The following is a 23,987-nucleotide window of genomic DNA, read 5'->3' as shown; positions in this document are numbered from 1 at the left end:
GACCGGGGCGGCGGCCGGCGGCGGCGTCTCGGCCGGACGCGTCGGCGCCGGCGCGCTGCGGCCGGGCGTCAGCAGGCAGTCGAACAGGTCGCAGGCGCGCGGCGGTTTGATCAGTTGAAAGGCGACGCCGGCCTCGCGCTGCTGGACGCCGTCGGCGGCGTTGCGCTCGGTGCTCAGCAACAGCAGCCGCGACGCCGCCAGCGCCGGCTCGGCGCGGATGGCGGCGGCCAGCGCCAGGCCGCTGGTGCGCGGCAGTTCCATGTCCAGCAGCACGGCGTCGTAAGGATGACCGCGCGCCGCCGCCTGCCGCAATTGGGGCAGGGCCTCGGTGGCGCTGGCGCTGCTGCTGACGACGCGCCAGCTGGCCAGCAGCTGTTCCAGCTCGCTCCGGCTGGCGGGGTTCTCATCGACAATCAAAGCGCGGCATTCCTGGGTGGCGGGGAAAGAAGGATCGTCGACATCGATACGACGTTTGTCAAAATTTACGGCAAACCAAAAGATCGACCCTTGAGTTAGCGCATGGTCGACGCCTATCGTGCCGCCCATCAGTTCCACCAGTTGTTTTGAGATCGCCAGTCCCAGGCCGGTGCCGCCGTGTTTGCGGGTGGTCGAGCCGTCGGCCTGCGAGAAGGAGTCGAAGATGCGCGCGCGCGCTTCGCTGGAGACGCCGATGCCGGTGTCGTGCACTTCGAAGCGCAGGCCGACGGTCTGCGCGTCCTCCTGCACCACGGCCACCTTGACCGTGATCTTGCCGCTCTCGGTGAACTTGATCGCGTTGCCCAGCAGGTTGAAGATCACCTGGCGCAAGCGGTTGGGATCGCCGCAAATGGCGACCGGGATATCGTAGGCGATCGCCAGTTCCAGGCGGATGCCCTTGGCCTGCGCCTGCGGCGAGAAGACGTTGTCGATGTCGTCGAGCAATTCGCGGAAATTGAAGTGGATGTATTCGACGGTCAGCTTGCCGGCCTCGATCTTGGAGAAATCCAGGATGTCGTTGATGATGACCAGCAAGTGCTCGCCCGAGCGCTTGACCATGCTGGTGTAGTGGCGCTGCTGCTCGGACAGGCGCGTGGCCAGCAGCAGTTCGGTCATGCCCAGCACGCCGTTCATCGGCGTGCGGATTTCGTGGCTCATGGTGGCGAGGAAGGCGCTCTTCGCCTGACTGGCGGCCTCGGCGGCGTTCTTGGCTTTTTCCAGCTGCTCGGTGCGGACGCCGACCTGGCGTTCGAGCTGGTCGCGGTACTGCGCCAGCGCGCCGTCGCGCGCCTCGACCTGGGCCAGCATATCGTTGAAGCTGTCGGTCAGCGCGCCCAGCTCGTCGCTGCGCTGGTGGACGATGCGCGGCGTCGGCTGACCCCGGCTGACCTGCTGCGCCGCCGCGATCAGCTTGCCGACCGGCTCGGCGATGCTGCCCTTGAAGCGGGCCGCCGTCAGCAGCGCCATCATGAAGGACAGCATGGCGGCCACGGCGGCGGCGGCCAAGTTCTTGAACAGGTCGACCCACATGCGGGTCTGCGCGCCTTCGATCATCACGGTGCCGATGAGCTCGTCGTTGCTGCGCACCGGCCGCAACAGCCGCATCGCCGGCGCCCACGGCGGACCGCTGTGGAAGGTGCTGATCTCCCGGCTCGCCTGCGGCTCCGGCAACTGGTCCGGCGCATCCTGCACGCCGGGCAGGGTGCTGGATTTATAGCGGGCCAGCAGCTTGCCGGTGCTGTCATAGAGCGCGGCCTGTTCGATCTCGTCTTCCACCGCCAGCGTGGCCAGCATTTGTTCGGCTCGCTTGCTGTCGGCGGCCTGCAAGGCCGTCACGCTGTTGTTGCCGATCACGCCGGCCAGCGTCGACAGCTGCTTGCGTTCGTCGTCGGTACGGCTGAGGATGGAGGTGGCGGCAAATGCGATGAAGACCAGCATCAGCGCGCTGCCGGTGGACAGCACCGAGATGATGGTCAGCTTCTGGCTCAGACCGGAACGTTCGAAATTGAACATTGCTGTAGTCGCTGGCAAACGGTGGACGCCGAAAGCGTCGGCGCGGCAGGCTGATCTGTAAGTGCCAATAGGAAAAATATAGCGTCCGCAGCGGGGCAGCCTTGATCTGCATCTAATGCCCGCACCTTTGCGCATTCTCAAACAACGCCTTGGGCGGCGCCGCAAGCTGGGAGCATGGGACGCAAAAAAATCCTGTTCGTGGCGGAGGCGGTCACGCTGGCGCATGTGGGCCGGCCGTTGGCGCTCGCGCAGACGCTGTCGCCGCAGCACTACGATGTGCACTTCGCCTGCGCGCCCGGCTACGAGAGTTTTTTCCACGGCAGCCGGCTCGGCAGCTGGCGCGTGAGCAGCATCTCCAGCGAGCGTTTCCTGGCGGCGCTGGCGGCCGGCAAGCCGGTGTACGACAGCGCCACGCTGCGGCGCTATGTGGAAGACGATCTGCGCCTGCTGCAGGCGGTGCGGCCGGATGTGGTGGTGGGCGATTTCCGCCTGTCGCTGTCGGTCAGCGCACGCGTGGCGGGCGTGCCGTATATCGGCCTGATCAATGCCTACTGGAGTCCCTACGTGCCGCAGCGTTACACGGTGCCGGCGATCGCGCTGGCGCGCGCGCTGCCGATCGCACTGGCCGACCGTCTGTTCCGCCTGGCCAGGCCGCTGGCGTTCGCGCTGCACAGCATGCCGTTGAACCGCGTGCGGCGGGCTTACGGCCTGCCGTCACTGGGCTATGACTTGCGCCGCGTGTACGCCGATGCCGACTACGTGCTGTATCCGGATATCCCGGAAATGTTTCCGGCGGTGGGCTTGCCGGATCACCATGCCTACCTGGGGCCGGTGACGTGGTCGCCGCCCATAGCGCCGCCGTCCTGGTGGGAGCTGCTGCCGACGGACTTGCCCATCGTCTACGTCACGCTGGGCAGCTCGGGGCAGGGCGCCTTGCTGCCGCAGATATTGCAGACGCTGGCGGGCTTGCCGCTGCGGGTGGTCGCCGCCACCGCCGGCCAGGCCGATCCCGGCGTGCTGCCGGACAATGCGCAGGTGGCCGCCTACCTGCCGGGCGAGGAGGCGGCGCGGCGCGCGCAACTGGTGATCTGCAACGGCGGCAGCCCGACCAGCCAGCAGGCGCTGGCGGCCGGCGTGCCGGTGCTGGGCATCGCGGGCAATCTGGATCAGTATCTGAACATGCGCGGCGTGGCGGCGATGGGCGCCGGCGTGCTGCTGCGGTCGGACCGGCTGAACGAAGAGGTGTTGCGGCGCGCGGTGCTGGCCCTGCTGGAGACGGGCGACGCCCGCGCGGCAGCGTCGCGGGTGGCGACGCTGTTCCAGCGCTACGATGTGGCGCAGCGCTTCGATGACATGCTACGGCGCGTGTTAGACGGCCGGCATTAAAACGGACCCGCCGGATGCGCGGGTCCGTCCGGACTCACGATGGCACGATGCGGCGGCGGCCCATCGCCAGGCCGGCGAAGCCCAGGCCGAGCAGCGCCAGCGTGGCCGGTTCCGGCACGGCGGCGAAGCTCTGCGAGGAGTCGACCTTCAGGAAAGGCACCGTGGTGGGCGTGGCGCCGTCCCACATGGTGGTGGGCGTGAAGAAGGACGGCACGTTGGTGGTGCCGGTGATCTTGTCCTGGAAGATGGAGCCGGTGACGATGTCCAGGTAGGCCGGGTCCACGTAGTCGATCATGAAGCGTGAATCGAAGGAGCCGGTGCCCACCGGGCCGGTGGCGGTGAAGCTGGCGTCGTTGAACACCAGGTGGCCGGACAGGATCATGATGCCGTCGCCGTCGGGATCGCCGACGCCGCCGCAACCGGCCGAGGTGGGGCCTTCACCGTAGCAGCGCACGGTGTTGACGCCGTTGCCCGGCACGGCTTTGCTGTTGGGGCCGGCTGCGGGCACCAGGCGGTCGAAGAAGATGGCGAGGTTTTGCACGCCGGCGTGCAGCGGGTCGACATCCATCGCGGCCGACTGGGCGGCGGGCAGCGTGAAGTGCGCGGTGGTCGGGGTTTGCAGGTCGACCAGCTCCTGGAAACGCACCACTTTGCTGATTTCGAAATTGGTGTTCAGGCCGGCCGGCGTGACGATGGCCGGGATGTTGCTGTTCGACATAGTGCCAACCACCATCTGCGTGCGCAGCTCGGTCAGATAAGGGGCGGCGCCGCCGGGACCGACGGTGAGGCCGGGAACGAAGCCGGTGGCCAGTGCGGTGTCGGTAACGTTGGTCCACAGATCGGCATAGGTGGTGTAGGTGCCGGAGCCGGTGGGGTCCAGGCCCACGGTGGGGCCAGCCACGGCGGCCAGCGAGGTGCTTATCATCGCGGCGGCCAGGGCGGATTTGAGGTTGTTCATGTGTGCTCCCTAGAAAGATATGAACCCGGAAATCGGGATCGTACGGACTTCAGAGCAAAAGCCTTGCCAATGGACTGCATGTCAATCAAATCAAGGGCTTGCGATGCGGCAGCGCGCGCGGCGCGGCGGCGGTGTAAAGAATTCCGTCGCTGCCGGCGGCCGAAAAAAAGCCCGGCTGGTGGCCGGGCCGAAAGGCGGACATCAGGCTGCCGGCGGCCGTCGCCGGTTCAGCGCCAAGCCGGCCAGGCCCAGGCCAAGCAGGGCCAGCGTGGCCGGTTCGGGCACCGCCGCCAGCGCGAACGAGCCCGAGCCGTCGAACTTCATCAGCGGCACGCCGGCCGGCGGCGTGCCATCCCACATGGTGGCCGGCGTGTACAGCGACGGGATGGTGGCGGCGCCGGTGACGTTGTTCTGGAACACGGAGCCGGTGACGACGTCGAGATAGCGGGCGTCGACGTAGTCGATCATGAAGCGCATGTCGAAGGCGCCGGTGGAGATGCCGCCGGCGGTGGTGACATTGGCTTCGTTGAAGATCAGGTGGCCGGACATGACCATCAGGCCGTCGCCGTCCGGGTCGCCGGGCTCGCCGCAGCCGGCCGAGGTGGAGCCGGCGCCGTAGCAGCGCACGGTGCCGGGGCCGTTGCCGGGCACGGCCTTGCTGGCGGCGCCGGGGCCGAAGCGGTCGAAGTAGAAGGCGATATTTTGCACGCCGGCGTGCAGCGCGTCGACATCCATCGCGGCGGCCTGGCTGGCCGGCAGCGAGAAGTGGGCGGAGGTGGGCGTCTGGCGGTCCACCAGTTCCTGGAAGCGCACCACGGCGCTCAGTTCGAAGCCGGTGTTCAGGCCGCCGGGCGTGATGATGGCCGAGCCGTTCGACATGGTGCCGATCACCATCTGCGAACGCAGTTCGCTCAGATAGGGCACGGCGGCGGGGCCGAAGCTGGTGCCGCCGCCGACGCTGCCGCCGGGGATGAAGCCGGTGGCCAGCGCGGTGTTGGTGACGTTGGTCCACAAGTCGGCATAGCTGCTGTAGCTGCCGCTGCCGGTCGGGTCCAGCCCGACTGTCGGGCCGGCATGGGCGGCGGACGACGCCAGTGCGCTGGCGACGACGGCTGCGGCCATGGCCGGTGTAAGTTTGTTCATGGTTGCTCCCTGGCTGGATGGCAAGCCCGGAATCGGGATTGTCCCAGCACTGGAGCAAGACGCTTGCCAGCGGCCGCGATGTGTACGGAATCAAAGGCTTGGGCCTGTCTCTCGCTGCAGGCTGCGCGGCACTGTAAAAATTCCCGTCACTGCGGCTGCGCGGCCGCCTTGATGCGGCGGGCCGGAATGCCGCCCCAGATTTCGCCGGCGCCGATAATGGTGTCCTTGGTGACGACGGCGCCGGCCGAGACGATGGCATGGTCGCCGATCCGCACGCCCGCCATGATGACGGCCGCCGCGCCGATGGTGACGGTGTTGCCGATGACGACGGCCTTGAGCTCCAGCTTGCTGCCCTCGATCACGTGGGCGAAGATGGCCGCGTCGTGGCCGACGATGGTGTTGCTGCCGATGCGGGTCAGCGGCGGGTCGAGGATGGCGCCGGCGCTGTAGGTGTTGGCGCCCAGCTCGGCGCCCAGCGCCAGGTAGACCAGGCGTTGCAGCGGCACCGGCAGGAAGTGGGTGCGGATCAGCGAGTTGAACAGCATCAGGTAGAACAGGATGTTGACGTTGGCGGCCAGTTCCTGGCGCGAATTTTCCGGCACCACGCCTTCCTGCAACGGCAGCGCGTACAGGAAGGCGCGGTACACCAGGAAGGCGTACAGGTAGGCCAGCAGCACGGCGGCGCACACCAGCGTGACGCCGCGAAAATCGCCCAGCGGCAGCTCGCCCAGCAGCGAGGTGGTCAGCAGGGCCAGCGTCAGTATGGCCGCCAGCAGCGCCAGGAACAGCGCGATCTGCGCCGGCTTGATGGCGCGCATCAAGGCCTCCCGCCGGCGCCGACCAGCAGCGCGCGCAGCGGCATGCGCAGCGAACGCGCCGACGCCGCCGGGCCGGCGCCGATGCGGCCCATGAACACCGCCGTCTCCCACACCGCCTGGCCGGTCAGGCGCGCGCCCTGGCGCGACAGTTCCTCGGCGCGCTGCTGCATGCCGGGCGTGGCGGAGAACACGCGGCCTTCGCGCACGTAGCGGGCGAAGATCAGCGGCGTCAGCTCCGGCTGCAACTGCAAGCCCTGCGCGGTGGCGGTCAGCCAGAAGCGCTGCATGGCGCGGCCGGCGGCCAGGTAGTCGTCGACGCGCTGGGGCTTGCGCGGCGCCGTCAGCACGAAGTGGGCGGCGCAGGCCAGGCCGGGGATCAGGTCCATCTGCAGACGCGGCGCCAGCGTGCCGGCCAGCCAGGTGTTGAAGAAGGCGACACGCTGCCAGCGCTGCATGACCCAGCGCATCAGCCTGGCGGTGGCGGCGTCCACGCCCAGCGCCTGGTCGGGGATGCGGTCCTCGCTGTAGCGGGCGTTCCATTCGATCACCGACTTGTGCACCTGCCACGCTTCCGGCATCGTCAGGCGCAGCTTGGCGTTGCGGAACATCAGCCGCGCCGCGGCCAGCCGCTGCGCGCCTTCGAGCCAGTGCACCTGGTAGCCGTCCGGCAGCGCCGATGTCAGCGCGGCCCTCTCGGCGGGCGTCAGCGGACGACGGCTCAGCGGACGCCGCTGCACGCTGCGCGGCAGGATGAAGTCGGCCAGCGGATCGGGCTCCAGCTGCGGCGCCGGCACGAACTCGACGCTGAGGGTGGGGCGGTGGTCCGGCGCCTCGACATGGCGCATGGCGCGCAGTTCCAGCTGGTGGGCGCTGGCGGCGATCGCCATCGTCTCCAGCAGCGCGCCCAGCGAGAGCTGGCTGGGATGGCCGTCCAGGTCGTACACGCAATGGTCGCGCGTATCGTGGCCGTGCACCACCAGCCGGCGGGCGTCGAGGATTTCGAAGCGCCACGGCTGGGTGTTGTCGCCGCTGGGCGCCCAGCGCGCCAGCTCCAGGATCTGCTCCAGCGTGGCATCGAGATGCTGTTCCATCTTGCTCATGTCTGTTCCTCGCGCCGGCGCTTCACCAGCATCATGGTCAACCGCTGCAGCGGGTGGCGGTGGCCGCCGGGCCGCCAGGTGCGGACCAGCTTGTTACGATAGGCGTCGAAATGATAACCGCGCGGCGCCGCGTCGACCTTGCCACGGTTGAGCAATATTTTCAACGCCTCGGTGGCGGCGGCGCCCGCGCACAGTTCGCAGCCCATGATGGTCGACGGCCCGCGCTGCTCCTTCAGGTTGATGCTGGACGGATCGACCAGGTAGGCGGCGTGCAGCCCGGCCGGGGCCAGGCCGACCAGGAAGCGCAGCGCCTTCTCCTCGTCCGGCAGTTCGCCCCAGCCGAAGTACTGTTCGAACGTCATTTTACCGGGAAGGAAATTGAGCACCGCCGTGCCCATGCCCAGCGGCGCCGCCGTGATGGCCGGTATGCCCAGCCGCGCGCAGGCGGCGAAGGTGGCCTGGCGCGCGCCGAAGGCGAAGAAGTCCAGGCCGTCCACGTACAGGTCGACGCCGTCGAAGAATTGCGCCAGGTTGCTGCCGTCGACGCCGGTGGGGAAGCGCTGGATCTGCAGCTGCGGGTTGATGTCGCGCGCCATGGCGGCCAGCACTTCGACCTTGGGCAAGCCCAGCGTGGACATGGTGGCGCCCACCTGCCGGTTGAAGTTGGCGATGTCGAAGGTGTCGAAGTCGGCGATGTGGAAGGCGCCCACACCGAGCCGGGCCAGCGTCAGCAGATGCACGCCGCCGACGCCGCCCATGCCGGCGATGGCGATGCGCTTGCCGCGCAGCACAGACTGTTCCGCCTGCGTGACCCAGCCGATGTTGCGGGCGTAGGCCTGTTGGTATGAGAATTCGTGTGACATGCGTCTCCCTGAATGCACCGATGTGCGCGGCTCAAGGGAGTTGGACATGAGGGCTTGCGGGATAGTTCCCGCGTTGACGAAAAAAATCCGGGGACTGGCCCCGGATTCCTTTAGCAGCAACCGCCGCGCTTGCCCGCGCCGCCGTAGCGGGCTTCCTGGCGTTCGCGGAAGAACTCTTCGTACGTCATCATCGGCTCGCCCGGATGGGTGTTCTCCCGGTGCGTGACGTAGGTGTCGTATTCCGGCAGGCCCATCATCAGACGCATGCTTTGCCCGAGATAGCGGCCGGCCTTGGCGATTTCGCCGAGCATCACTGCACCTTGGGCGTCAGCACCATCGGGCTTTCCTTGGCGGTCGGCTGGGCGGCGGCGCGCGCCACCAGCACGGTGCGGATGCCGAACACCAGCACGCTCAGCACCACCACCACGAAGAAGCCCGCCAGCGACGCATCCAGGTAATCGTTGAAGATCACCTGCTGCATCTGCGCAACCGACTTGGCCGGCGCCAGCAGCTTGCCCTGGTCGAAAGCGGCCTGGTACTTGGCGGCGTGCGCCAGGAAGCCGACTTTCGGATTGGCGTCGAAGATCTTCTGGAAGCCCGCCGTCAGCGTGCACATCAGCAGCCACGCGGTCGGCAGCATCGTCACCCACGCATACCTGGCGCGCTTCATCTTGAACAGCACGCAGGTGCCGAGGATCAGCGCGATCGCCGCCAGCATCTGGTTGGCGATGCCGAACAGCGGCCACAGCGTGTTGATGCCGCCCAGCGGATCGACCACGCCCTGGTACAGGAAGTAGCCCCAGGCCGCCACGCACAGGCCGGTTGCGGTCAGGTTGGCGAACACGTTCTCGGTCTGCTTCATGGCCGGCACGAAGGCGCCCAGCAAATCCTGCAGCATGAAGCGGCCGGCGCGGGTGCCGGCGTCCACCGCCGTCAGGATGAACAGCGCTTCGAACAGGATGGCGAAGTGGTACCAGAAGGCCATCATGACCTTGCCGCCGATCACGCCCGACAGGATGTGGGCCATGCCCACCGCCAGCGTCGGCGCACCGCCGGCGCGCGAGATGATGCTGTGCTCGCCGACATCCTTGGCGGTCTGGGTCAGCATCTCCGGCGTGACGTAGAAGCCCCACTGCGAGATCGCCGTCGCGGCGGACTCGGCCGTGGTGCCGATCAGCGCGGCCGGGCTGTTCATGGCGAAGTAGACGCCCGGTTCGATGGTCGAGGCGGCCACCAGCGCCATGATGGCGACGAACGATTCCATCAGCATCGCGCCGTAGCCGATGAAGCGGGCGTGGGTTTCATTCTCGATCATCTTGGGCGTGGTGCCCGACGAGATCAGCGCGTGGAAGCCGGACACGGCGCCGCAGGCGATGGTGATGAACAGGAAGGGGAACAGCGAGCCGGCCCAGACCGGACCGGTGCCGTCGATGAACTTGGTCATCGCCGGCATCTTCAGGTAGGGCGCGACGATGACGATGCCCAGCGCCAGGCCGACGATGGTGCCGATCTTGAGGAAGGTCGACAGGTAGTCGCGCGGCGCCAGCAGCAGCCACACCGGCAGCACCGAGGCGATGAAGCCGTAGCCGATCAGCATCCAGGTCAGCTCGGTGCCGGTGAAGGTGAACATCGGCGCCAGCGCCGGATTCTCCTGCACGATCTGGCCGCCGAAGATGGCCGCCATCAGCAGCACGAAGCCGATGATCGACACTTCGCCGATGCGGCCGACGCGGATATAGCGCGAGTACACGCCCATGAACAGCGCGATCGGAATGGTGGCCATCACGGTGAAGCTGCCCCAGGGCGAGCCGGTCAGCGCCTTCACGACGATCAGCGCCAGCACCGCCAGGATGATGACCATGATCATGAAGGTGCCCAGCAGCGCGATCATGCCGGGGATCTGGCCCAGTTCGGATTTGATCAGGTCGCCCAGCGAGCGGCCGTCGCGGCGCATGGAAATGAACAGCACGATGAAATCCTGCACCGCGCCGGCAAACACCACGCCGGCCAGTATCCACAGCATGCCGGGCAGATAGCCCATCTGCGCGGCCAGCACCGGGCCGACCAGCGGACCGGCGCCGGCGATGGCGGCGAAGTGGTGGCCGAACAGCACGTACTTATTGGTCGGCACGTGGTCGAGGCCATCGTTGAGCTTGTTGGCCGGGGTCATGCGGCGGGCGTCCAGGCCCAGCACCTTGTCGGCGATGAACAGGCTGTAGAAGCGGTAGGCGATCAGGTAGACGCAGACGGCGGCGATGACGATCCAGATGGCGCTGACGGCTTCGCCGCGCTGGAGCGCGATGACGCCGAGCGCCGCGGCGCCGCACAGGGCGAGCGCGGCCCAGCCCAGCCGGCTGGCCAGCGTGGGTGGCGCGGTATGGTGCAGTGTTTTCATGCTTCCTCCAAGGTTTTGGGCGCTGCTCTGGGCTGGGGTCAAGTCTGACATTCGGACACGGGCTCTGCCGTATGCTCAGCTACGGCAGAGCCCGTGTCCGAATGTCAGACTTGACCCCAGCTTTTAATGCCGGCAGCTTATGTCCAGTATTCAGGAAGCTGATAACCGCCACAAGCGCAGCACTACGCACTATCGCTCGGTACAACTACGTAGCCGGCCGTGGCGGCGGGGAGCGTAGAATCGCGCTACGGCATCAATCGGGACGGAAACTCATGAAGTTGCGGCAAAAAGTCATCTTCCTCGCCATCACGCCGCTGATCCTGGCGCTGATCGCGATCGCGCTGGCGGTGCGCCACCAGTCGGTGCTGCTGGCCCAGCAGCAGCGCGAGACCATCCAGCAAGCCTACCTGAGCAGCAAGGAGGCCGAGCTGCGCCACTACGTCGCGCTGGCCTCGCATTCGATCGCCCACCTGTACGAATCCGGCCGCGACGACGAGGCCACCCGCAACGAGGCCAAGCGCATCCTGTCCTCGCTCAGCTACGGCGACGACGGCTATTTCTTCGTCTACGATATGCAGGGCAACACGCTGATGCATCCGCGCCAGCCCGAGCTGGTCGGCCGCAACCTGTACGAGATGCGCGACGAGCAGGGCCAGCCGACCATCCAGAAGCTGCTGCAGCGGGCCAGGGCGGGCGGCGGGCTGGAGCGCTACATGTGGGTCAAGCCTTCCACCCACAAATCCGGCGCCAAGCTCGGCTATGTGATCCCGATGCCGAAATGGGGCTGGATGATGGGCACCGGCATTTATCTCGACGATGTCGACCGGGCGCTGGCCAAGGTCGACGTCCAGCAGTCCGGCAACATCCACAACACCATGCTGTGGATCGCCGCGATTGCGATTGCGGCGGCGGTGGCGGTGGGCAGCTCCGGGCTGGCGCTCAATATCAGCGAGCTGCGCGTGGCCGACGCCAAGCTCAAGGTGCTGGCCCAGCGGGTGGTGGAATCGCAGGAAGAGGAGCGGGCGCGGCTGTCGCGCGACCTGCACGACGGCATCAGCCAGTGGCTGGTGTCGATCAAGCTGCAGATCGAGGCCGGCATCATCCGCCTGACCTCGGGCCAGGCAGGCCAGCAACAGGCGGCGCAGGCCGCCTTCGAACACGCGGCGGACCAGCTCAACAACGTGATGGGCGAGGTGCGCCGCATTTCGCACAATCTGCGCCCGGCCATCCTCGACGACCTGGGCCTGGCGGCGGCGCTGCACCACCTGGGTCAGGAGTACACCCTCAGCAGTGGAACCCCGGTACACTTCGAAGCGGAGGGTTGCACCGACGAGCTGCCGGATGTCGCCAACACCGTGCTGTTCCGCCTGGCGCAGGAGGCGCTGACCAATATCGAGCGCCACGCCGGCGCCAGCCGCATCGAGATCCGCCTGACCGGCGAACGCGGCGGCGTCACGCTGCGCATCCGCGACGACGGCGCCGGCTTCGACGCCGAGGGCATCGCCCTGCATCCCAAGCGCGGCATCGGCTTGCGCAACATGATGGAGCGCATGGACGCCATCGGCGGCCGCTTCGACATCGCCTCGTCCAGCGACGGCACGGTGGTCACGGCGTTTGCCGGCAACAACAGTTAGAAACAATCCATACCGTTTATAAAGATTAAGACATGACAGCCACTATCAAAATCCTGTTGGTCGACGACCACCCCCTGGTGCGCGACGGCTTGCGCGCGCGGCTGGAGGCGATGCCGCAATTCCGCGTCGTGGCCGAGGCCGGCGGCGCGGCCGAGGCGCTGGAGCAGGCCGCGCAGTGCGATGTCGACCTGGTGCTGATGGACATTAACATGCGCGGCACCAACGGCATCGAAGCCACGGCCCAGTTCAAGCAGGCGTTTCCGCGCATCGCCGTGCTGATCCTGTCCATGCACGACAAGCTGGAATACGTGTCGCAAGCCATCCAGGCCGGCGCGCGCGGCTATGTGCTCAAGGATGCGCCCGGCAAGGACATCGTCGTGGCCATCGAGACCGTCATGTCCGGCGGCATCTACTACAGCGCGGCGCTGGCCCGCCAGCTGGCCCAGCCGCAAAACCAGGACAACCAGCTGACCCTGCGCGAACACGAAGTGCTGCGCCACATCGCCAACGGCGAGTCGAACAAGCAGATCGCCCGCGCGCTCGACCTCAGCGTGCGCACCGTCGAAACCCACCGTCTGAACATCAAGCGCAAGCTGGGCATCGAAGGGCAGGCCGAGTTGATACGCTTCGCGGTCCAGCACGTGCAGTGAGCGCTAGCATGTTGTAAATATTGAGAATCGACTCTAATTCCGTTAAGCAATTCCTAACAGTGCGTGTTTGTGCGGCAATATCTGCTATATTCCTGCACCGGTTGTGTAATTGCAATTGTATAAAAGATAACGTTCGCGCGCGATGATTGGTCTTATACTGGTCGTATCGAAAATAACAATACTGACAGATGGTTATTGATTGCTTAATATCAATGCTTGATCTAAGATTGCGCGCACAACCTTCAATGAGATATTGATGTCTGCACCTGAAACTAGCATGTTTCCACTGGTGGAATTACAAGCGGTGTCCAACCCTCACAACGAGTGGGTGGCCCTGACTTTTGAATTATCCGCAGACTCTGGCGACGCCTTCCAGGCGGCGCTGACCTTGCTCAAGACTCCCGATGTGTTCGCGGCGCTGGCGCCGCTGGACTGCATCCTGCCGGTCGCCAATCCGGCCCAGCTGGAACTGTCGCAGCTGTCCGAGTTGCCGCCCAACCGCGTGGTGTTGCGTGTGCCGGCCGCCGCCTGTTCCGAGATTCCCGTACAAAAGAAACTGGCCGGCTACGCCGACGCCGGCTACCGCATCATGATCGAAGGCGTGGCCGGCATGGCCGCCACGCTGTGCGGCGCGCGCTCGCTGATGGTCGACGCCGCCATCGTCATGCCGCCGGTGCTGGCGCTGGTGGCCCAACCGGGACCGCACCTGGCCACCGGTATGGGCAGCGAACACCGCATCGCCGAATGCGTCAAGGCCGGCTTCAGCTGGTTCTCCGGCGACTTCGCCATGCATCCGCCGCAAGACACTACCGCCGGCGACGGCACCTCGCGCAAACGCCTGCTGGCGCTGCTGGGCCTGCTGGCCCGCGACGCCGATTCGCGCGAACTGGAAGTGCTGCTCAAGCAAGATCCGGCGCTGTCCTACCATTTGCTCAAGCTGGTGAACTCGGCAGCGTTTGCGCTCAGCTCGCCGATCCACAGCTTCGGCCAGGCCATCAACGTGCTGGGCCGCCGCCAGCTGCAGCGCTGGCTGCAATTGCTGCTGTACGCGCGCCAGCAGGACGACGGCATGGCCAACCCGCTGCTGCCGCTGGCGGCGGTGCGCGCCTCGCAGATGGAAGCGCTGAGCAAGGCGCTGGGCTGGGAACGCGACCAGCAGGACATGGCCTTCGTGGCCGGCGTATTCTCGCTGCTGGACGTGTTGCTGGACATGCCGATGACCGAAATCGTCGCCGCGCTCAGCCTCGACCTCGACGTGGTGATGGCGCTGCTGGACCGCGCCGGCCCGCTGGGCGAGCTGCTGGCATTGGTGGAGCGTCACGACGCCGCCGGTCTGGACAAGGCCGGTATCGACCGTGAGACCTACTGGGGCGCGCAATTGCAGGCATACCACTGGGCGATCCAGGTGAGCAGGAATATATAAGCCATGTTCGCGCATCCAGTCTCCGATTTCCTGAGCAGCAGCGCGGCTTTATGCGACGCGGTGTTGCGCTTGCGCGGAGCTGCCCTGAACGAGGAACTGGGACGCATCGTCCGCGGGGTGATGAACAGTCCGCTGGGCGAATTCCTGCCGGCCGACACCCACGCCATGCTGCTCAAGCCGCCGGTGGTCGAGGTGCTGGCCGCCAATGACGACGCGGTGCCCATCCTGACCCAGGATGTGCTGTTCGACGACCAGTATTTCGGCCGCTTCGTGGTCTCCGGTCGCCAGCAGCACTACACCGACATCGACCGCCAGCACCTGGCCAGCCTGGCCAACCTGGCCGGCAGCGTGCTGCAAGTGCACTCGCTGGCGCAGCGCTCCACCCACGCCTACGTGCAGGTGGAGTCGCAGTTGCAGCACCAGGCGCAGATCCTCGACCACATCCACGAGTCCGTGCTGACCATGGACATGAACGGCTTCATCATCAGCTGGAACAAGGGCGCCGAGCGCCTGTTCGGCTACAGCGCGGTGGAAGCGGTGGGGCGCAACATCCTGTTCCTGTACGACGACGAAGACGAGAGCTTCGACGACACCTTCCTGGAGCAGGGCGGACGCCTGATGGAAGTGCGTCGCAAAAAGAAATCGGGTGAGGTGTTCTGGGCCAGCCTGTCGCTGTCGCCGCTGCGCGACATCAACGACCGCGCCATCGGCCTGATCGCCTACCTGACCGACATCACCGAACGCAAGATGGCGGAGGAGCGCATCCACCATCTGGCCTACTACGACGCGCTGACCAATCTGCCGAACCGCTCGCTGCTGACCAAGCTGGTCGACCAGGCGCTGACGGTGGCCCAGCGCAGCCGGCTGCATGGCTGTGTGCTGTTCATCGACCTCAACCGCTTCAAGCTGATCAACGACACGCTGGGGCGCAAGATCGGCGACGAGCTGCTGTGCGAAGTCGCGCGCCGCTTCCGCGCCGTGCTGCGCGACCAGGACCTGGTGGCGCGGCTGGGCGGCGACGAGTTCGCCGTCGGCCTGTTCGACATCGGCCAGCACTTCGAAGCGAGCATGGTGGCGCAAAAGCTGCTGGGCACGCTGAACACGCCGATTTTGATCGATGGCCATGACCTGCGCGTCGGCGGCAGCATCGGCATCAGCGTCTATCCGCAGGATGGCGGCGACGCCGAAACCTTGTTGCGGCTGGCCGACATCGCCATGTACCGCGCCAAGCAGGAGGGCGGGGCGGAAGGCGACCACGTCGCGTTCTACAGCCAGGACATGAACCAGGGCATGCAGGAGCGCATGCGGATCGAATCGGGCCTGCGCCACGCGCTGGGCAACGGCGAGCTGCTGCTGCACTACCAGCCCAAGTTTTGCATCGACAACGGCAAGATCATCGGCGCCGAAGCGCTGGTGCGCTGGCGCCATCCGGTGCGCGGCCTGGTGCCGCCGGCCGAATTCATCCCGCTGGCCGAGGCTACCGGGCTGGTGGTGCAGGTCGGCGAATGGGTGCTGGAAGCGGCCTGCGCGCAGGCCAAGCAGTGGAAGGACGCGGGGCTGCCGCCGATACGGCTGGCGGTCAACGTCTCCGCGCGCGAGTTCACCTCGACCTTGCCGGGGCGGGTGCAGGATACGCTGACGCGCTACGGGCTGGAGCCGTCGTGGCTGGAGCTGGAGATCACCGAAAGCACGCTGATGCACAACATCGACCGCGTGATCGGCATCATGGACCGCATCACGGCGCTGGGCGTGACCTTGTCGCTGGATGATTTCGGTACCGGGTATTCGAGCTTGTCCTACCTGAAGCGCTTCCCGATCGACACCTTGAAGATCGACCGGTCGTTCACCATTGGTATCCCGGGGGATGCCAATGATTGTGCGATTGCCAACACCATCATCAGCATCGCCCAGCAGCTCAAGCACAAGGTGATTGCCGAGGGGGTGGAGACGGTTGAGCAGTTGGCGTTTTTGAAGAATTCGGGCTGCGACGAGGTGCAGGGCTACCTGTTCTCGCGGCCGCTGGAGGCGGAGGCGTTCGAGCAGGCGTTGCGCGAGAACTGGACGCCGGGGCGTGCCAGTCGGGCGGCCTGAGGGCGGATCGACGGTTTTGGCACCCAAGTGAGGGTGAGTTCTGTATAATGCTGCACACTTAGGAAGCGTGGCCGAGTGGTTGAAGGCAGCAGTCTTGAAAACTGCCGACGGTGTGAGCCGTTCGTGAGTTCGAATCTCACCGCTTCCGCCAAGAAACAAAAAACCGCCAGCCAGAACGCGCTCAAGATCGCGTTCGGTGCTGGCGGTTTTTTATTTCTTGGCGGAAGCGAGCAAGGCCCCTGCGGGCCTTGCGTGTGAGATTCGAAGGGCATGTCCCTGCAGGGCCATCCCGCTCCGAATCGCCCAACTGCTGCCGCTGCGCGGCAGCGACATTCACGGATGTGACGGTAACAATCGACAGCGAGGTAATCGGCACTGGGGGCAGTAGATCGCAGCTATATCGCTAAACCTTCGACGCTCATTGCGGCATATACGGGGACATGACATTTATCGAGGCGCTGGACTAAATCCGGCGGTGCATCATGACCGATACCACGCATCCCACCAAAGAGGCCGTCCGCGAATACATCGCGCGCCGCACACAGCAATCCCGCGAGCCGCCGCCGGCGCCTGAAGAGATCAGGCGCCAACTGGGCTGGCACTTGCTGCCAGCCGCGCTGAAAGCAAGATGGTATGCTTAGCTCTTCATAACGGCATCGGTGTATCGGCACAATTGGGACTGTATGAAGAAATGCTCGTGGATTTTTCCAGCTATTCTGTTCAGCGTAAGCGGCTGTGTAATCAACTCAACACGTGAGCTGCCTCAGGGCGGCGTGGCGAGCGAGGATCGCGCCGTCATCGTCTATGGCGTGAAGATGGAAGGCTCGTGGGAGTACGCAGGTTTCAATCTCCAGCTGGCTGAGTACAACTTAAAAACCGAACAAATTACCGGCAACTGTCTGACCTTCAATCGAACCGATGCGCACATTCCTGCGACCCCGGGTGAGACGAAATATTTCGCGTTTGATGTCCCTGCTGGGCACTACGTCTACAGCCCGTTTAACTGGACCAAGCTGGAAGGCGGTGTCCACGCATTTGAGGCGCCTCCATGGAAAAGCGTTTATATCGGCGATTTCATCTACCAGAAAAACAAGACGATCAAACTACGCCGAAATCTGGATGAGGCACAGGGCGCAATCGACCAGGCGCTGCCGGGATTGAACGGACGCCTTACGCTCGCGCAGGCAATGCCGGCAAAGGCTACTTATATTTTCGTGTGCACGCCTTGAGGCACCGACTACCCAAACTTTCAAGAGAATTCGATTGGACATCATAAGAATCGCTGCGCTGTTTTTTGCGACGGCGCTGGCTGAGATCGCCGGCTGCTACCTGCCGTGGCTGGTGCTCAGGCAGGGCAAGTCGCCCTGGCTGCTGCTGCCGGCGGCCGTGTCGCTGGCGCTGTTCGCCTGGCTGCTGACGCTGCACCCAACCGCCGCCGGCCGTACCTACGCGGCATACGGCGGCACGTATATCGGCGTCGCCTTGCTGTGGCTGAAAGTGGTCGACGGCGTGACGCTCAGCCGCTTCGATTACATCGGCGCGGGACTGGCTTTATTCGGCATGGCCGTCATCGCCTTGCAGCCATCTTCCGGGAGCGGGCAGTGAGAGGATTTCGCTGCTTGCCCGCACTGATGCGTGAGCCGTCATCATCATTGCCCCGAGCAAGCCTTAACATTACAGATAGGATATCTGGATCGCCAGGCCGGGCAGACTTCATTGCGCAGAGGTATGGTTCCCTTTAAGATATAAATATTATTAATAAATAAAAGCGCAGCGCCAAATCTGGGTGCGGTTAGTTACGATGAGAAAATTGAGCGCCCTGATTCTGCCACTCTTATGGGCGACATCCGGTCTGGCCTGGTCCGATCCGGTGCCGGTCAAGCAGGTCAGCGACAAGCTGGTCATTGAGTTTCAACCGGGCACGCCGGGCCGGGTGTCGTATCTGAAAACGGCCAAGACCACGTTCGAAACACCGAACGCAAAAATCGGCACCTTGCAGGATGGCTGGCGTTGCGGCAACAGCAGCGACATCATCTGGAACGAGAAGGCCTACAAGCTGTTCAGCCGCAAGCTCGCAACCTCGCTGCACGCCGTGCTGGAGAAGGCCCACTATCCGACGCCGATCGCGATCGACACCATTTTCGATGCGCCGACTGAAAAGGAGCGGCCCAAGGCCATGCCGGAATTGCAGATCGGCGCCTTGCTCAAGGATGTCTCGGCCAACCTGTGCCTGAAGGAGCATGGCGGCATCGGCGGCGTCTACATGAAAGTGTTTTGGCAGGTCTATTCGCCCGAGGTCAAGAAGGTCGTGTTCGAAGCCCTCACCGAGGGCAGCTTCCAGACCGCCGCGTCGGAGGACATTCCGGTCGAGCGGATTTTCCTGCTGGCCTACGAGCAGGCCGCCAAAAACCTCCTGGCCGAACAGGGTTTTTATAACGCCGTGACGCGGCCGAGCGCGCCAGCGCCGGCACCGCCGCCACCGCCGGCCGTGGCGCCGAAGCCAGCCGCCCCGGAACGGCTGACGCTCAAACGCGTCAAGCCGGCGGCGGAGCCGTTGACCAAGCGGGTCACATTGCTGCGCTCTTCCGTCCCCACGGTGATTGCGGCGACCGGGACCGGCAGCGGATTTTTCATCAGCAGCGACGGCTATCTGCTGACCAACCGGCACGTCGTCGGCACGGACAAGGTGGTCAAGATCAAGCTGCCGACCGGACGCGAATTGATCGGCGAGGTGTTGCGCTCGGACGAGGCGCGCGATGTCGCGCTGATCAAGACCGAACCGGCGGGCATGCCCGCCCTGTCGATCCGCGAAGACGAACCCAATATTGGCGAAGAGGTGTACGTGATCGGTTCGCCCCTGGGCGACACCTTCAATACCTCGCTGACGCGCGGCATCCTGAGCGGCTACCGGGTTCTGGACAAGCAGCGCTTGCTGCAAAGCGACGTCAGCATCCTGCCCGGTAACAGCGGCGGCCCGCTGCTCGATACCGGCGGCAGGGTGATCGGCATCACCGTGTTGCATCTGGCCGAAGCGAGGACGATGACGGGCATGAATTTCTTCATTCCGATCGGCGATGCATTGACGATTCTGGGCGTGGATCTGCGGTAGAGCGCAGCGCCGACGGGCAGTTTTTCAGGAGTAGACCATGAGAATACTTTGCTGGTGCATGGCGTTGATGCTCACCCTCGGCGGCAGCCACGCCTGGGCCGACGGCCAGACCTTCCGCATCCCAACCCGTCCCGGCGTGGAAGCCAGCGTCTACTGGGAAGCGCAGGAGGGCGCCAAGGCCACGGTGTTCCTGTTCACCGGCGGTAACGGCGGCTACGGCAAGGTGGTCGACGGCAAACCCACCAGCCACAACTTCCTGGCCCGCAGCGTCGCGCTGTTCCTGGCCGACGGCTACAACGTCGCCATCTTCGGCCTGCCCAGCGACACCCCCGCGCTCGACTACAGCGACCGCGTCAACCCCAAACACCTGGCCGACGTGCGCGCCGCGCTGGACTTTGTGCGCACCCAAAGCCCGGCGCCGATCTGGCTGGTCGGCACCAGCCGCGGCACGGTGTCGGCCACCTACGTCGCCATCGGCAGCGTGGACGATCCCGGCATCGCCGGCCTGGTGCTGACCTCCAGCGTGACGGCCTTCAAGAAAGAGGGCGCGGTGCCGACGCAGAACCTGGCCGCGCTCAAGCTGCCGGTGCTGGTGCTGCACCACGCGAATGACGCCTGCGCGATCTGCCGCCCCTACGAAGTGGACTGGATCATGAAGGGCCTGAAAAACACCCCGGTCAAGAAACTGGTGATGGTCAGCGGCGGTGCCAACCCAATAGGCGACCCTTGCGAGAGCTACCACCACCACGGCTTCATCGGACAGGAGAAGGAAGTGGTCGACCTGATGTCATCCTGGATGCACAATCCCGCCAATTGATCCGATCGTCATACTGCAATATTGAATTGCATTTTTTGCACTTACTGACTACATTCATCAAACAGTGAACGAGTTGGCGTAAAGGATGCAAGATGATTTCTGCCGAACACATCAATCCTCCGATCCAGATCGCTCGGCGACAACCATATGGCACGCTCGTGAATTTAGCGAATGCCGGGATGGTGGAGTTGCTGAATGGCTGGAGAGGCATGTCACAACGCTTCGGCGCGCATCGGAAGCTGGATGGACTCGGCCCTATCGATACGGCCGTTGACGCCTTGAGGCTTGCGTGGCCGTCCACGCAGCTGTTACCTGCCGGGGTAGAAGCGATGACCGAGACGCTGCTTGTCGCGTGTGCCGGATGGCAGCGAAGCAGGAGAGAGGGCTGTCTGCCGATTACCGGGTGGCGCGAGGCAGCCATTGCTCAACTGTATTGGAAGGTGGCATGGTGTTATGTCTGCGCTACATATTCTCGACTAGCCAGCGCGAAAATAACGCAAATGGTCGGCACGGTTGCCGGCACAGTGACCTTGGCGACGCCAACAGACATTTATCCAGATTGCTATGACCCGTGCCTTTTCCCCGGCAGTGGTTTAAGAAGATACACCAAGGCGCCGGGCACGCGGCTCTTTCGGGGCGACTCTCGTGCGCCATGGATCATTGCTGAGGCTGGAGGTTTCAAACCGCGCAATTATGCGAATGCGGATGCGGATCGGTTTCGCCCGTGGTTTCACGGCCACAATATGGAGACGCCATCGACCTCGACCGACCTGAAGGTGGCCATTAACGCAGCCAAGGGGGCCCAATCCCAGGAGCTCGCTCCGGAAGGGCGGATTCCCAGATGGATGATGCAGTTCGTCAGGCGGAGCAACTCCGGGCCGAACGCCAGAGAAATTTACTCTTGTACGTTCGTGTATGAACTGGGTGAGATGCCTACCGCGACCGTCGGCGCTTCGGTGAGCACCGACGTCACCGGGGAAGAGGTGGTTTTTCTGGCGATTCCCGATGCTGTCATTTCACGCTGGTGGATCATTCAGCATGACGACTCCACGATCGGTCCGTTCTCCTTTGCTGAAACGCAGCGGCTGTTCCGGTTTGCCGAAGGGCGGGAAGAATTGTCGCTGGATGCGCTCACAGCACCTGCCAACCACCTCAACGGTGTGAATTATGAAGCGGTCGATAATCTTGCTGCGCGCGGCCTGCGGGAGTTTCCTGGCGTCCATCCAATTCGATTGCCCCGCAGTTCCGCTGCACCAGAGTTAACCGAATTGGACAGGGACTGGGCCAAACCTGAATAATTGATGATTTGACACCGCAGTATCCGCGCTCGATAATCGCTTCTCCGCCATAAGCCTGGACGAGCCCATGGGTACCGCGATAGACAATACCGAAGTGTTGAAAGACTGGTTCCTGCGCAGCGGCGTGCATACGCCGTTGCACACCTGCATCGGCCCCTTGCCCAGCTCCAAGGCCTCCATCGTGCGCTGGACCAGCAACCAGCCGGACTCGATGATCCAGACCATCAGCTCCCACCCCAACGATTACCGCATCGCCATCATGCTGGAACCGGTCGACGCGCGCATCTGGCTGCACGGCCAGCCGGTGTGGGGCGGGGTGATCGCGGCCGAGCGTTTCCGCATCTGCCCGCCCAGCGGTTCCAGCCAGTGGAGCCGCCTGAGCAGCTGCGACATCGTCAACCTGTTTGTGCCCGCCACGCTGATCGACAACCTGAACGCGCAGCGCGAAACGCCGCTGAGCCTGGGCGCCCAGCAGTTCACCTCGGACCGTCACGTGATGGAGCTGGTGCGCCGCATGCTCAACGCCGACGCGCTGGCCGGGCCGCTGCAATCGCAGTATTGCGACGGCATGATGGTGGCGCTGCTGAGCTATCTGCTGGAGCACTACAGCCGTCCGGCGGCGGCGCCGCAGTCCAGCACCCTGGGCGGCGGACGCCTGCGCCGCGTGCTGACCCACATGGGCAGCAACCTGGCGACCGGCGTCAGCAACCGCGACCTGGCGGCGCTGTGCGGCATGAGCGAGGCGCATTTCTCGCGCGAGTTCCATCTGGCGCTGGGCCTGCCGCCGCACCGCTATCTGATGAAGATGCGGCTGGAACAGGCGCGCACCATGCTGCTGGCCGGCGGCCGGCCGATGGGCGACATCGCCGAAGCCTGCGGCTTCCACGACGCCAGCCATTTGTCGCGCACCTTCAGCCGCCACTTCGGCACGCCGCCGGCCAGGTTCCGCCAGTTGCGCGGCAACTAGGTCTTCAGCAACTGGCGCGAAAAACTCACCACCGCGCCCACTGCGGCGAAGCCGGCCGCCGTCGCCAGCGCATAGGCCGGGCCCTGCGTGTCGGACAGCGTGAAGCAGAACGCCACCAGCGCCGCGCCGGTGGCCTGGCCGCTCAGGCGCGCGGTGGCGACGATGCCGCTGGCGCTGCCGGCCCGCGCACGCGGCGCGCTGCCCATGATGGCCTTCATGTTGGGCGCCTGGAAGAAGCCGAAACCCAGCCCGCACAAGGCCATGCGCCAGCCGATGTCGAAGGCCGTGGCGTGCGCCGGCAGCGTCGCCAGCAGCAGCGCGCCGACGCACAGCACCACCAGGCCGATGCCGCCCAGCGCGCCGGCGGCGTAGCGGTCGCTCAGCCTGCCGGCCACCGGCCCCATCACCGCGACCAGCGCCGGCCACGGCGTCATCAGGAAGCCGGTATCGATCGGCGAGCGGCCCAGCGTGTGCTCGAAGAAAAACGGCAGCGAGACGAAGGCCAGGCCCTGCACCGCGAAGGTACAGAAGGCCGTCAGCGCCGACAGCGCGAACATCGGCTGGCAGAACAGGTCCACCGGAAACAGCGGCGCCGCGTGGCCGCGCTGGCGACGCAGCAACAGCACCCAGCACAGCGCGGCGGCGCCGAGTTCGAACGGCAGCCGCGCCGGCGCGGCGCCATGCGCGGCCTCGCCCAGCGCCAGGATCAGCAGGCCGAAGGCGCCGACGTTGTACAGCGCCGCCGGCAAGTCCAGCTTATGCGCCGCGCGTCCCGTGTGCGGCAGCGCCCGCCAGGCCGCGGCCAGCGCCAGCACGCCCAGCGGCACGTTGATCGCGAACAGCCACGGCCACGACGATACGGACAGGATCACCGAAGCCACCGTCGGCCCCACCGCGAAGGCCACCGCGACCACCAGCGCGTTGGTGCCGAAGCCCTGGCCCTGGCGCTCGGGCGGGTAGATGGCGCGTATCAGCGCGGTGCTGACGGCCATCATGGCGCTGGCGCCCAGGCCTTGCAGCAACCGCGCCGCCACCAGCGCCGGCAGCGACCACGCCAGCGCGCAGGCCAGCGAGGCGACTGTGAACAATGCCAGTCCGCAGAGGGCGACGCGGCGGTAGCCGGCGATCTCGCCCAGCGCGGCCAGCGGCAGCAGCGTCGCCACCATTGCCAGCTGATAGGCGTTGACGATCCACACCGACGTCGCCGGCGTCGCATGCAGCTGCTGCGCCATGGCCGGCAGCGCGGTGTTGGCGATCGCCGTGTCCAGCGAGGCCAGCGCCACGCCGGTCATCAGCGACAGCATGGCCCACGTGCGTTCGGCCGGCGGCAGGCCGGTCTCCGTTGT

At 65.4% G+C, this 23,987-nt stretch carries 21 protein-coding genes and 1 tRNA gene; 13 read left to right on the top strand and 9 right to left on the bottom strand.

What is annotated here, in order from left to right; all coding sequences use genetic code 11:
* The coding region (locus GEV02_RS31045; protein WP_152841664.1) for an ATP-binding protein at window positions 1-1,989 on the bottom strand (1,989 nt) is incomplete at its 3' end.
* A 174-nt stretch (window positions 1,990-2,163) separates the two neighbouring features.
* Here GEV02_RS31045 and GEV02_RS31040 point away from each other — a divergent pair.
* Complete coding sequence (locus GEV02_RS31040) at window positions 2,164-3,375, top strand: nucleotide disphospho-sugar-binding domain-containing protein (RefSeq protein ID WP_152841663.1); 1,212 nt, start codon at window positions 2,164-2,166, stop codon at window positions 3,373-3,375.
* A 34-nt stretch (window positions 3,376-3,409) separates the two neighbouring features.
* On the opposite strand, the gene GEV02_RS31035 is transcribed toward GEV02_RS31040, so the two are convergent.
* From GEV02_RS31035 to GEV02_RS31005, 7 genes are all read right to left on the bottom strand, one after another.
* Window positions 3,410-4,333 carry a PEP-CTERM sorting domain-containing protein gene (locus tag GEV02_RS31035; protein WP_152841662.1) on the bottom strand — a complete coding sequence of 308 codons (924 nt, stop codon included), beginning with the start codon at window positions 4,331-4,333 and terminating at the stop codon, window positions 3,410-3,412.
* 201 nt (window positions 4,334-4,534) lie between these two features.
* A complete protein-coding gene (locus GEV02_RS31030; RefSeq protein WP_152841661.1) occupies window positions 4,535-5,476 on the bottom strand; it encodes a PEP-CTERM sorting domain-containing protein in 942 nt (313 codons plus the stop codon).
* 146 nt (window positions 5,477-5,622) lie between these two features.
* Complete coding sequence (locus GEV02_RS31025) at window positions 5,623-6,294, bottom strand: acyltransferase (RefSeq protein ID WP_152841660.1); 672 nt, start codon at window positions 6,292-6,294, stop codon at window positions 5,623-5,625.
* Complete coding sequence (locus tag GEV02_RS31020) at window positions 6,294-7,394, bottom strand: nitroreductase family protein (RefSeq protein WP_152841659.1); 1,101 nt, start codon at window positions 7,392-7,394, stop codon at window positions 6,294-6,296. The genes GEV02_RS31025 and GEV02_RS31020 overlap by 1 nt, the downstream gene beginning before the upstream one ends.
* Window positions 7,391-8,257 carry a ThiF family adenylyltransferase gene (locus tag GEV02_RS31015; protein WP_152841658.1) on the bottom strand — a complete coding sequence of 289 codons (867 nt, stop codon included), beginning with the start codon at window positions 8,255-8,257 and terminating at the stop codon, window positions 7,391-7,393. The genes GEV02_RS31020 and GEV02_RS31015 overlap by 4 nt, the downstream gene beginning before the upstream one ends.
* A gap of 110 nt (window positions 8,258-8,367) precedes the next feature.
* Window positions 8,368-8,568 carry a YbdD/YjiX family protein gene (locus GEV02_RS31010; protein ID WP_008446771.1) on the bottom strand — a complete coding sequence of 67 codons (201 nt, stop codon included), beginning with the start codon at window positions 8,566-8,568 and terminating at the stop codon, window positions 8,368-8,370.
* The gene (locus GEV02_RS31005) at window positions 8,568-10,652 is read right to left on the bottom strand and encodes a carbon starvation CstA family protein (protein ID WP_152841657.1); all 2,085 of its coding nucleotides are present in this window, start codon (window positions 10,650-10,652) and stop codon (window positions 8,568-8,570) included. Before GEV02_RS31005 ends, GEV02_RS31010 begins: the two co-directional genes overlap by 1 nt.
* A 272-nt stretch (window positions 10,653-10,924) precedes the next feature.
* Here GEV02_RS31005 and GEV02_RS31000 point away from each other — a divergent pair, with 272 nt between their 5' ends.
* From GEV02_RS31000 to GEV02_RS30950, 12 genes are all read left to right on the top strand, one after another.
* On the top strand, window positions 10,925-12,286 hold the full coding sequence (locus GEV02_RS31000; RefSeq protein ID WP_152841656.1) for a cache domain-containing protein: 1,362 nt from the start codon (window positions 10,925-10,927) through the stop codon (window positions 12,284-12,286).
* A 32-nt stretch (window positions 12,287-12,318) separates the two neighbouring features.
* Complete coding sequence (locus GEV02_RS30995; protein ID WP_152841655.1) at window positions 12,319-12,936, top strand: response regulator; 618 nt, start codon at window positions 12,319-12,321, stop codon at window positions 12,934-12,936.
* A 277-nt stretch (window positions 12,937-13,213) separates the two neighbouring features.
* Window positions 13,214-14,359, top strand: a complete 1,146-nt coding sequence (locus tag GEV02_RS30990) for an EAL and HDOD domain-containing protein (protein ID WP_235923089.1) — start codon at window positions 13,214-13,216, stop codon at window positions 14,357-14,359.
* Window positions 14,360-14,362: 3 nt separating this feature from the next.
* Window positions 14,363-16,450: a putative bifunctional diguanylate cyclase/phosphodiesterase gene (locus GEV02_RS30985; RefSeq protein ID WP_152841653.1), complete on the top strand. Its 2,088-nt coding sequence runs from the start codon at window positions 14,363-14,365 to the stop codon at window positions 16,448-16,450.
* A 61-nt stretch (window positions 16,451-16,511) separates the two neighbouring features.
* Window positions 16,512-16,601, top strand: a tRNA-Ser gene (locus tag GEV02_RS30980).
* 331 nt (window positions 16,602-16,932) lie between these two features.
* Window positions 16,933-17,091, top strand: coding sequence for a hypothetical protein (locus GEV02_RS33060; RefSeq protein ID WP_174999424.1), 159 nt, complete (start codon window positions 16,933-16,935; stop codon window positions 17,089-17,091).
* A gap of 42 nt (window positions 17,092-17,133) precedes the next feature.
* A complete protein-coding gene (locus GEV02_RS30975; RefSeq protein WP_152841652.1) occupies window positions 17,134-17,679 on the top strand; it encodes a hypothetical protein in 546 nt (181 codons plus the stop codon).
* A gap of 34 nt (window positions 17,680-17,713) precedes the next feature.
* Window positions 17,714-18,055 carry a YnfA family protein gene (locus tag GEV02_RS30970; RefSeq protein WP_152841651.1) on the top strand — a complete coding sequence of 114 codons (342 nt, stop codon included), beginning with the start codon at window positions 17,714-17,716 and terminating at the stop codon, window positions 18,053-18,055.
* A gap of 205 nt (window positions 18,056-18,260) precedes the next feature.
* Window positions 18,261-19,559, top strand: a complete 1,299-nt coding sequence (locus tag GEV02_RS30965) for a S1C family serine protease (protein ID WP_174999422.1) — start codon at window positions 18,261-18,263, stop codon at window positions 19,557-19,559.
* Window positions 19,560-19,596: 37 nt separating this feature from the next.
* Entirely contained in the window at window positions 19,597-20,376 is a 780-nt protein-coding gene (locus GEV02_RS30960; RefSeq protein WP_152841649.1) for an alpha/beta hydrolase, read from the top strand.
* 92 nt (window positions 20,377-20,468) lie between these two features.
* Complete coding sequence (locus GEV02_RS30955) at window positions 20,469-21,674, top strand: hypothetical protein (protein WP_152841648.1); 1,206 nt, start codon at window positions 20,469-20,471, stop codon at window positions 21,672-21,674.
* A 67-nt stretch (window positions 21,675-21,741) separates the two neighbouring features.
* A complete protein-coding gene (locus tag GEV02_RS30950; protein ID WP_152841647.1) occupies window positions 21,742-22,641 on the top strand; it encodes a helix-turn-helix domain-containing protein in 900 nt (299 codons plus the stop codon).
* On the opposite strand, the gene GEV02_RS30945 is transcribed toward GEV02_RS30950, so the two are convergent.
* A complete protein-coding gene (locus tag GEV02_RS30945; protein WP_152841671.1) occupies window positions 22,638-23,945 on the bottom strand; it encodes an MFS transporter in 1,308 nt (435 codons plus the stop codon). The genes GEV02_RS30950 and GEV02_RS30945 overlap by 4 nt on opposite strands.
* Window positions 23,946-23,987: the final 42 nt, after the last annotated feature.

The sequence above is a fragment of the Rugamonas aquatica genome, assembly GCF_009380215.1.
Lineage (GTDB): Bacteria > Pseudomonadota > Gammaproteobacteria > Burkholderiales > Burkholderiaceae_D > Rugamonas > Rugamonas aquatica_B.
Note: the sequence above shows the minus strand (reverse complement) of the source record. Positions and strands in the feature narration are given on the sequence as shown.

Bases quoted from the DNA above. Each gene is read 5' to 3' on its own strand.
- GEV02_RS31040 (WP_152841663.1), top strand. From the start codon at position 2,164: ATGGGACGCAAAAAAATCCTGTTCGTGGCGGAGGCGGTCACGCTGGCG.
- GEV02_RS31035 (WP_152841662.1), bottom strand. From the start codon at position 4,333: ATGAACAACCTCAAATCCGCCCTGGCCGCCGCGATGATAAGCACCTCG.
- GEV02_RS31030 (WP_152841661.1), bottom strand. From the start codon at position 5,476: ATGAACAAACTTACACCGGCCATGGCCGCAGCCGTCGTCGCCAGCGCA.
- GEV02_RS31025 (WP_152841660.1), bottom strand. From the start codon at position 6,294: ATGCGCGCCATCAAGCCGGCGCAGATCGCGCTGTTCCTGGCGCTGCTG.
- GEV02_RS31020 (WP_152841659.1), bottom strand. From the start codon at position 7,394: ATGAGCAAGATGGAACAGCATCTCGATGCCACGCTGGAGCAGATCCTG.
- GEV02_RS31015 (WP_152841658.1), bottom strand. From the start codon at position 8,257: ATGTCACACGAATTCTCATACCAACAGGCCTACGCCCGCAACATCGGC.
- GEV02_RS31010 (WP_008446771.1), bottom strand. From the start codon at position 8,568: ATGCTCGGCGAAATCGCCAAGGCCGGCCGCTATCTCGGGCAAAGCATG.
- GEV02_RS31005 (WP_152841657.1), bottom strand. From the start codon at position 10,652: ATGAAAACACTGCACCATACCGCGCCACCCACGCTGGCCAGCCGGCTG.
- GEV02_RS31000 (WP_152841656.1), top strand. From the start codon at position 10,925: ATGAAGTTGCGGCAAAAAGTCATCTTCCTCGCCATCACGCCGCTGATC.
- GEV02_RS30995 (WP_152841655.1), top strand. From the start codon at position 12,319: ATGACAGCCACTATCAAAATCCTGTTGGTCGACGACCACCCCCTGGTG.
- GEV02_RS30990 (WP_235923089.1), top strand. From the start codon at position 13,214: ATGTTTCCACTGGTGGAATTACAAGCGGTGTCCAACCCTCACAACGAG.
- GEV02_RS30985 (WP_152841653.1), top strand. From the start codon at position 14,363: ATGTTCGCGCATCCAGTCTCCGATTTCCTGAGCAGCAGCGCGGCTTTA.
- GEV02_RS33060 (WP_174999424.1), top strand. From the start codon at position 16,933: ATGACCGATACCACGCATCCCACCAAAGAGGCCGTCCGCGAATACATC.
- GEV02_RS30975 (WP_152841652.1), top strand. From the start codon at position 17,134: ATGAAGAAATGCTCGTGGATTTTTCCAGCTATTCTGTTCAGCGTAAGC.
- GEV02_RS30960 (WP_152841649.1), top strand. From the start codon at position 19,597: ATGAGAATACTTTGCTGGTGCATGGCGTTGATGCTCACCCTCGGCGGC.
- GEV02_RS30955 (WP_152841648.1), top strand. From the start codon at position 20,469: ATGATTTCTGCCGAACACATCAATCCTCCGATCCAGATCGCTCGGCGA.
- GEV02_RS30950 (WP_152841647.1), top strand. From the start codon at position 21,742: ATGGGTACCGCGATAGACAATACCGAAGTGTTGAAAGACTGGTTCCTG.
- GEV02_RS30945 (WP_152841671.1), bottom strand. From the start codon at position 23,945: ATGCTGTCGCTGATGACCGGCGTGGCGCTGGCCTCGCTGGACACGGCG.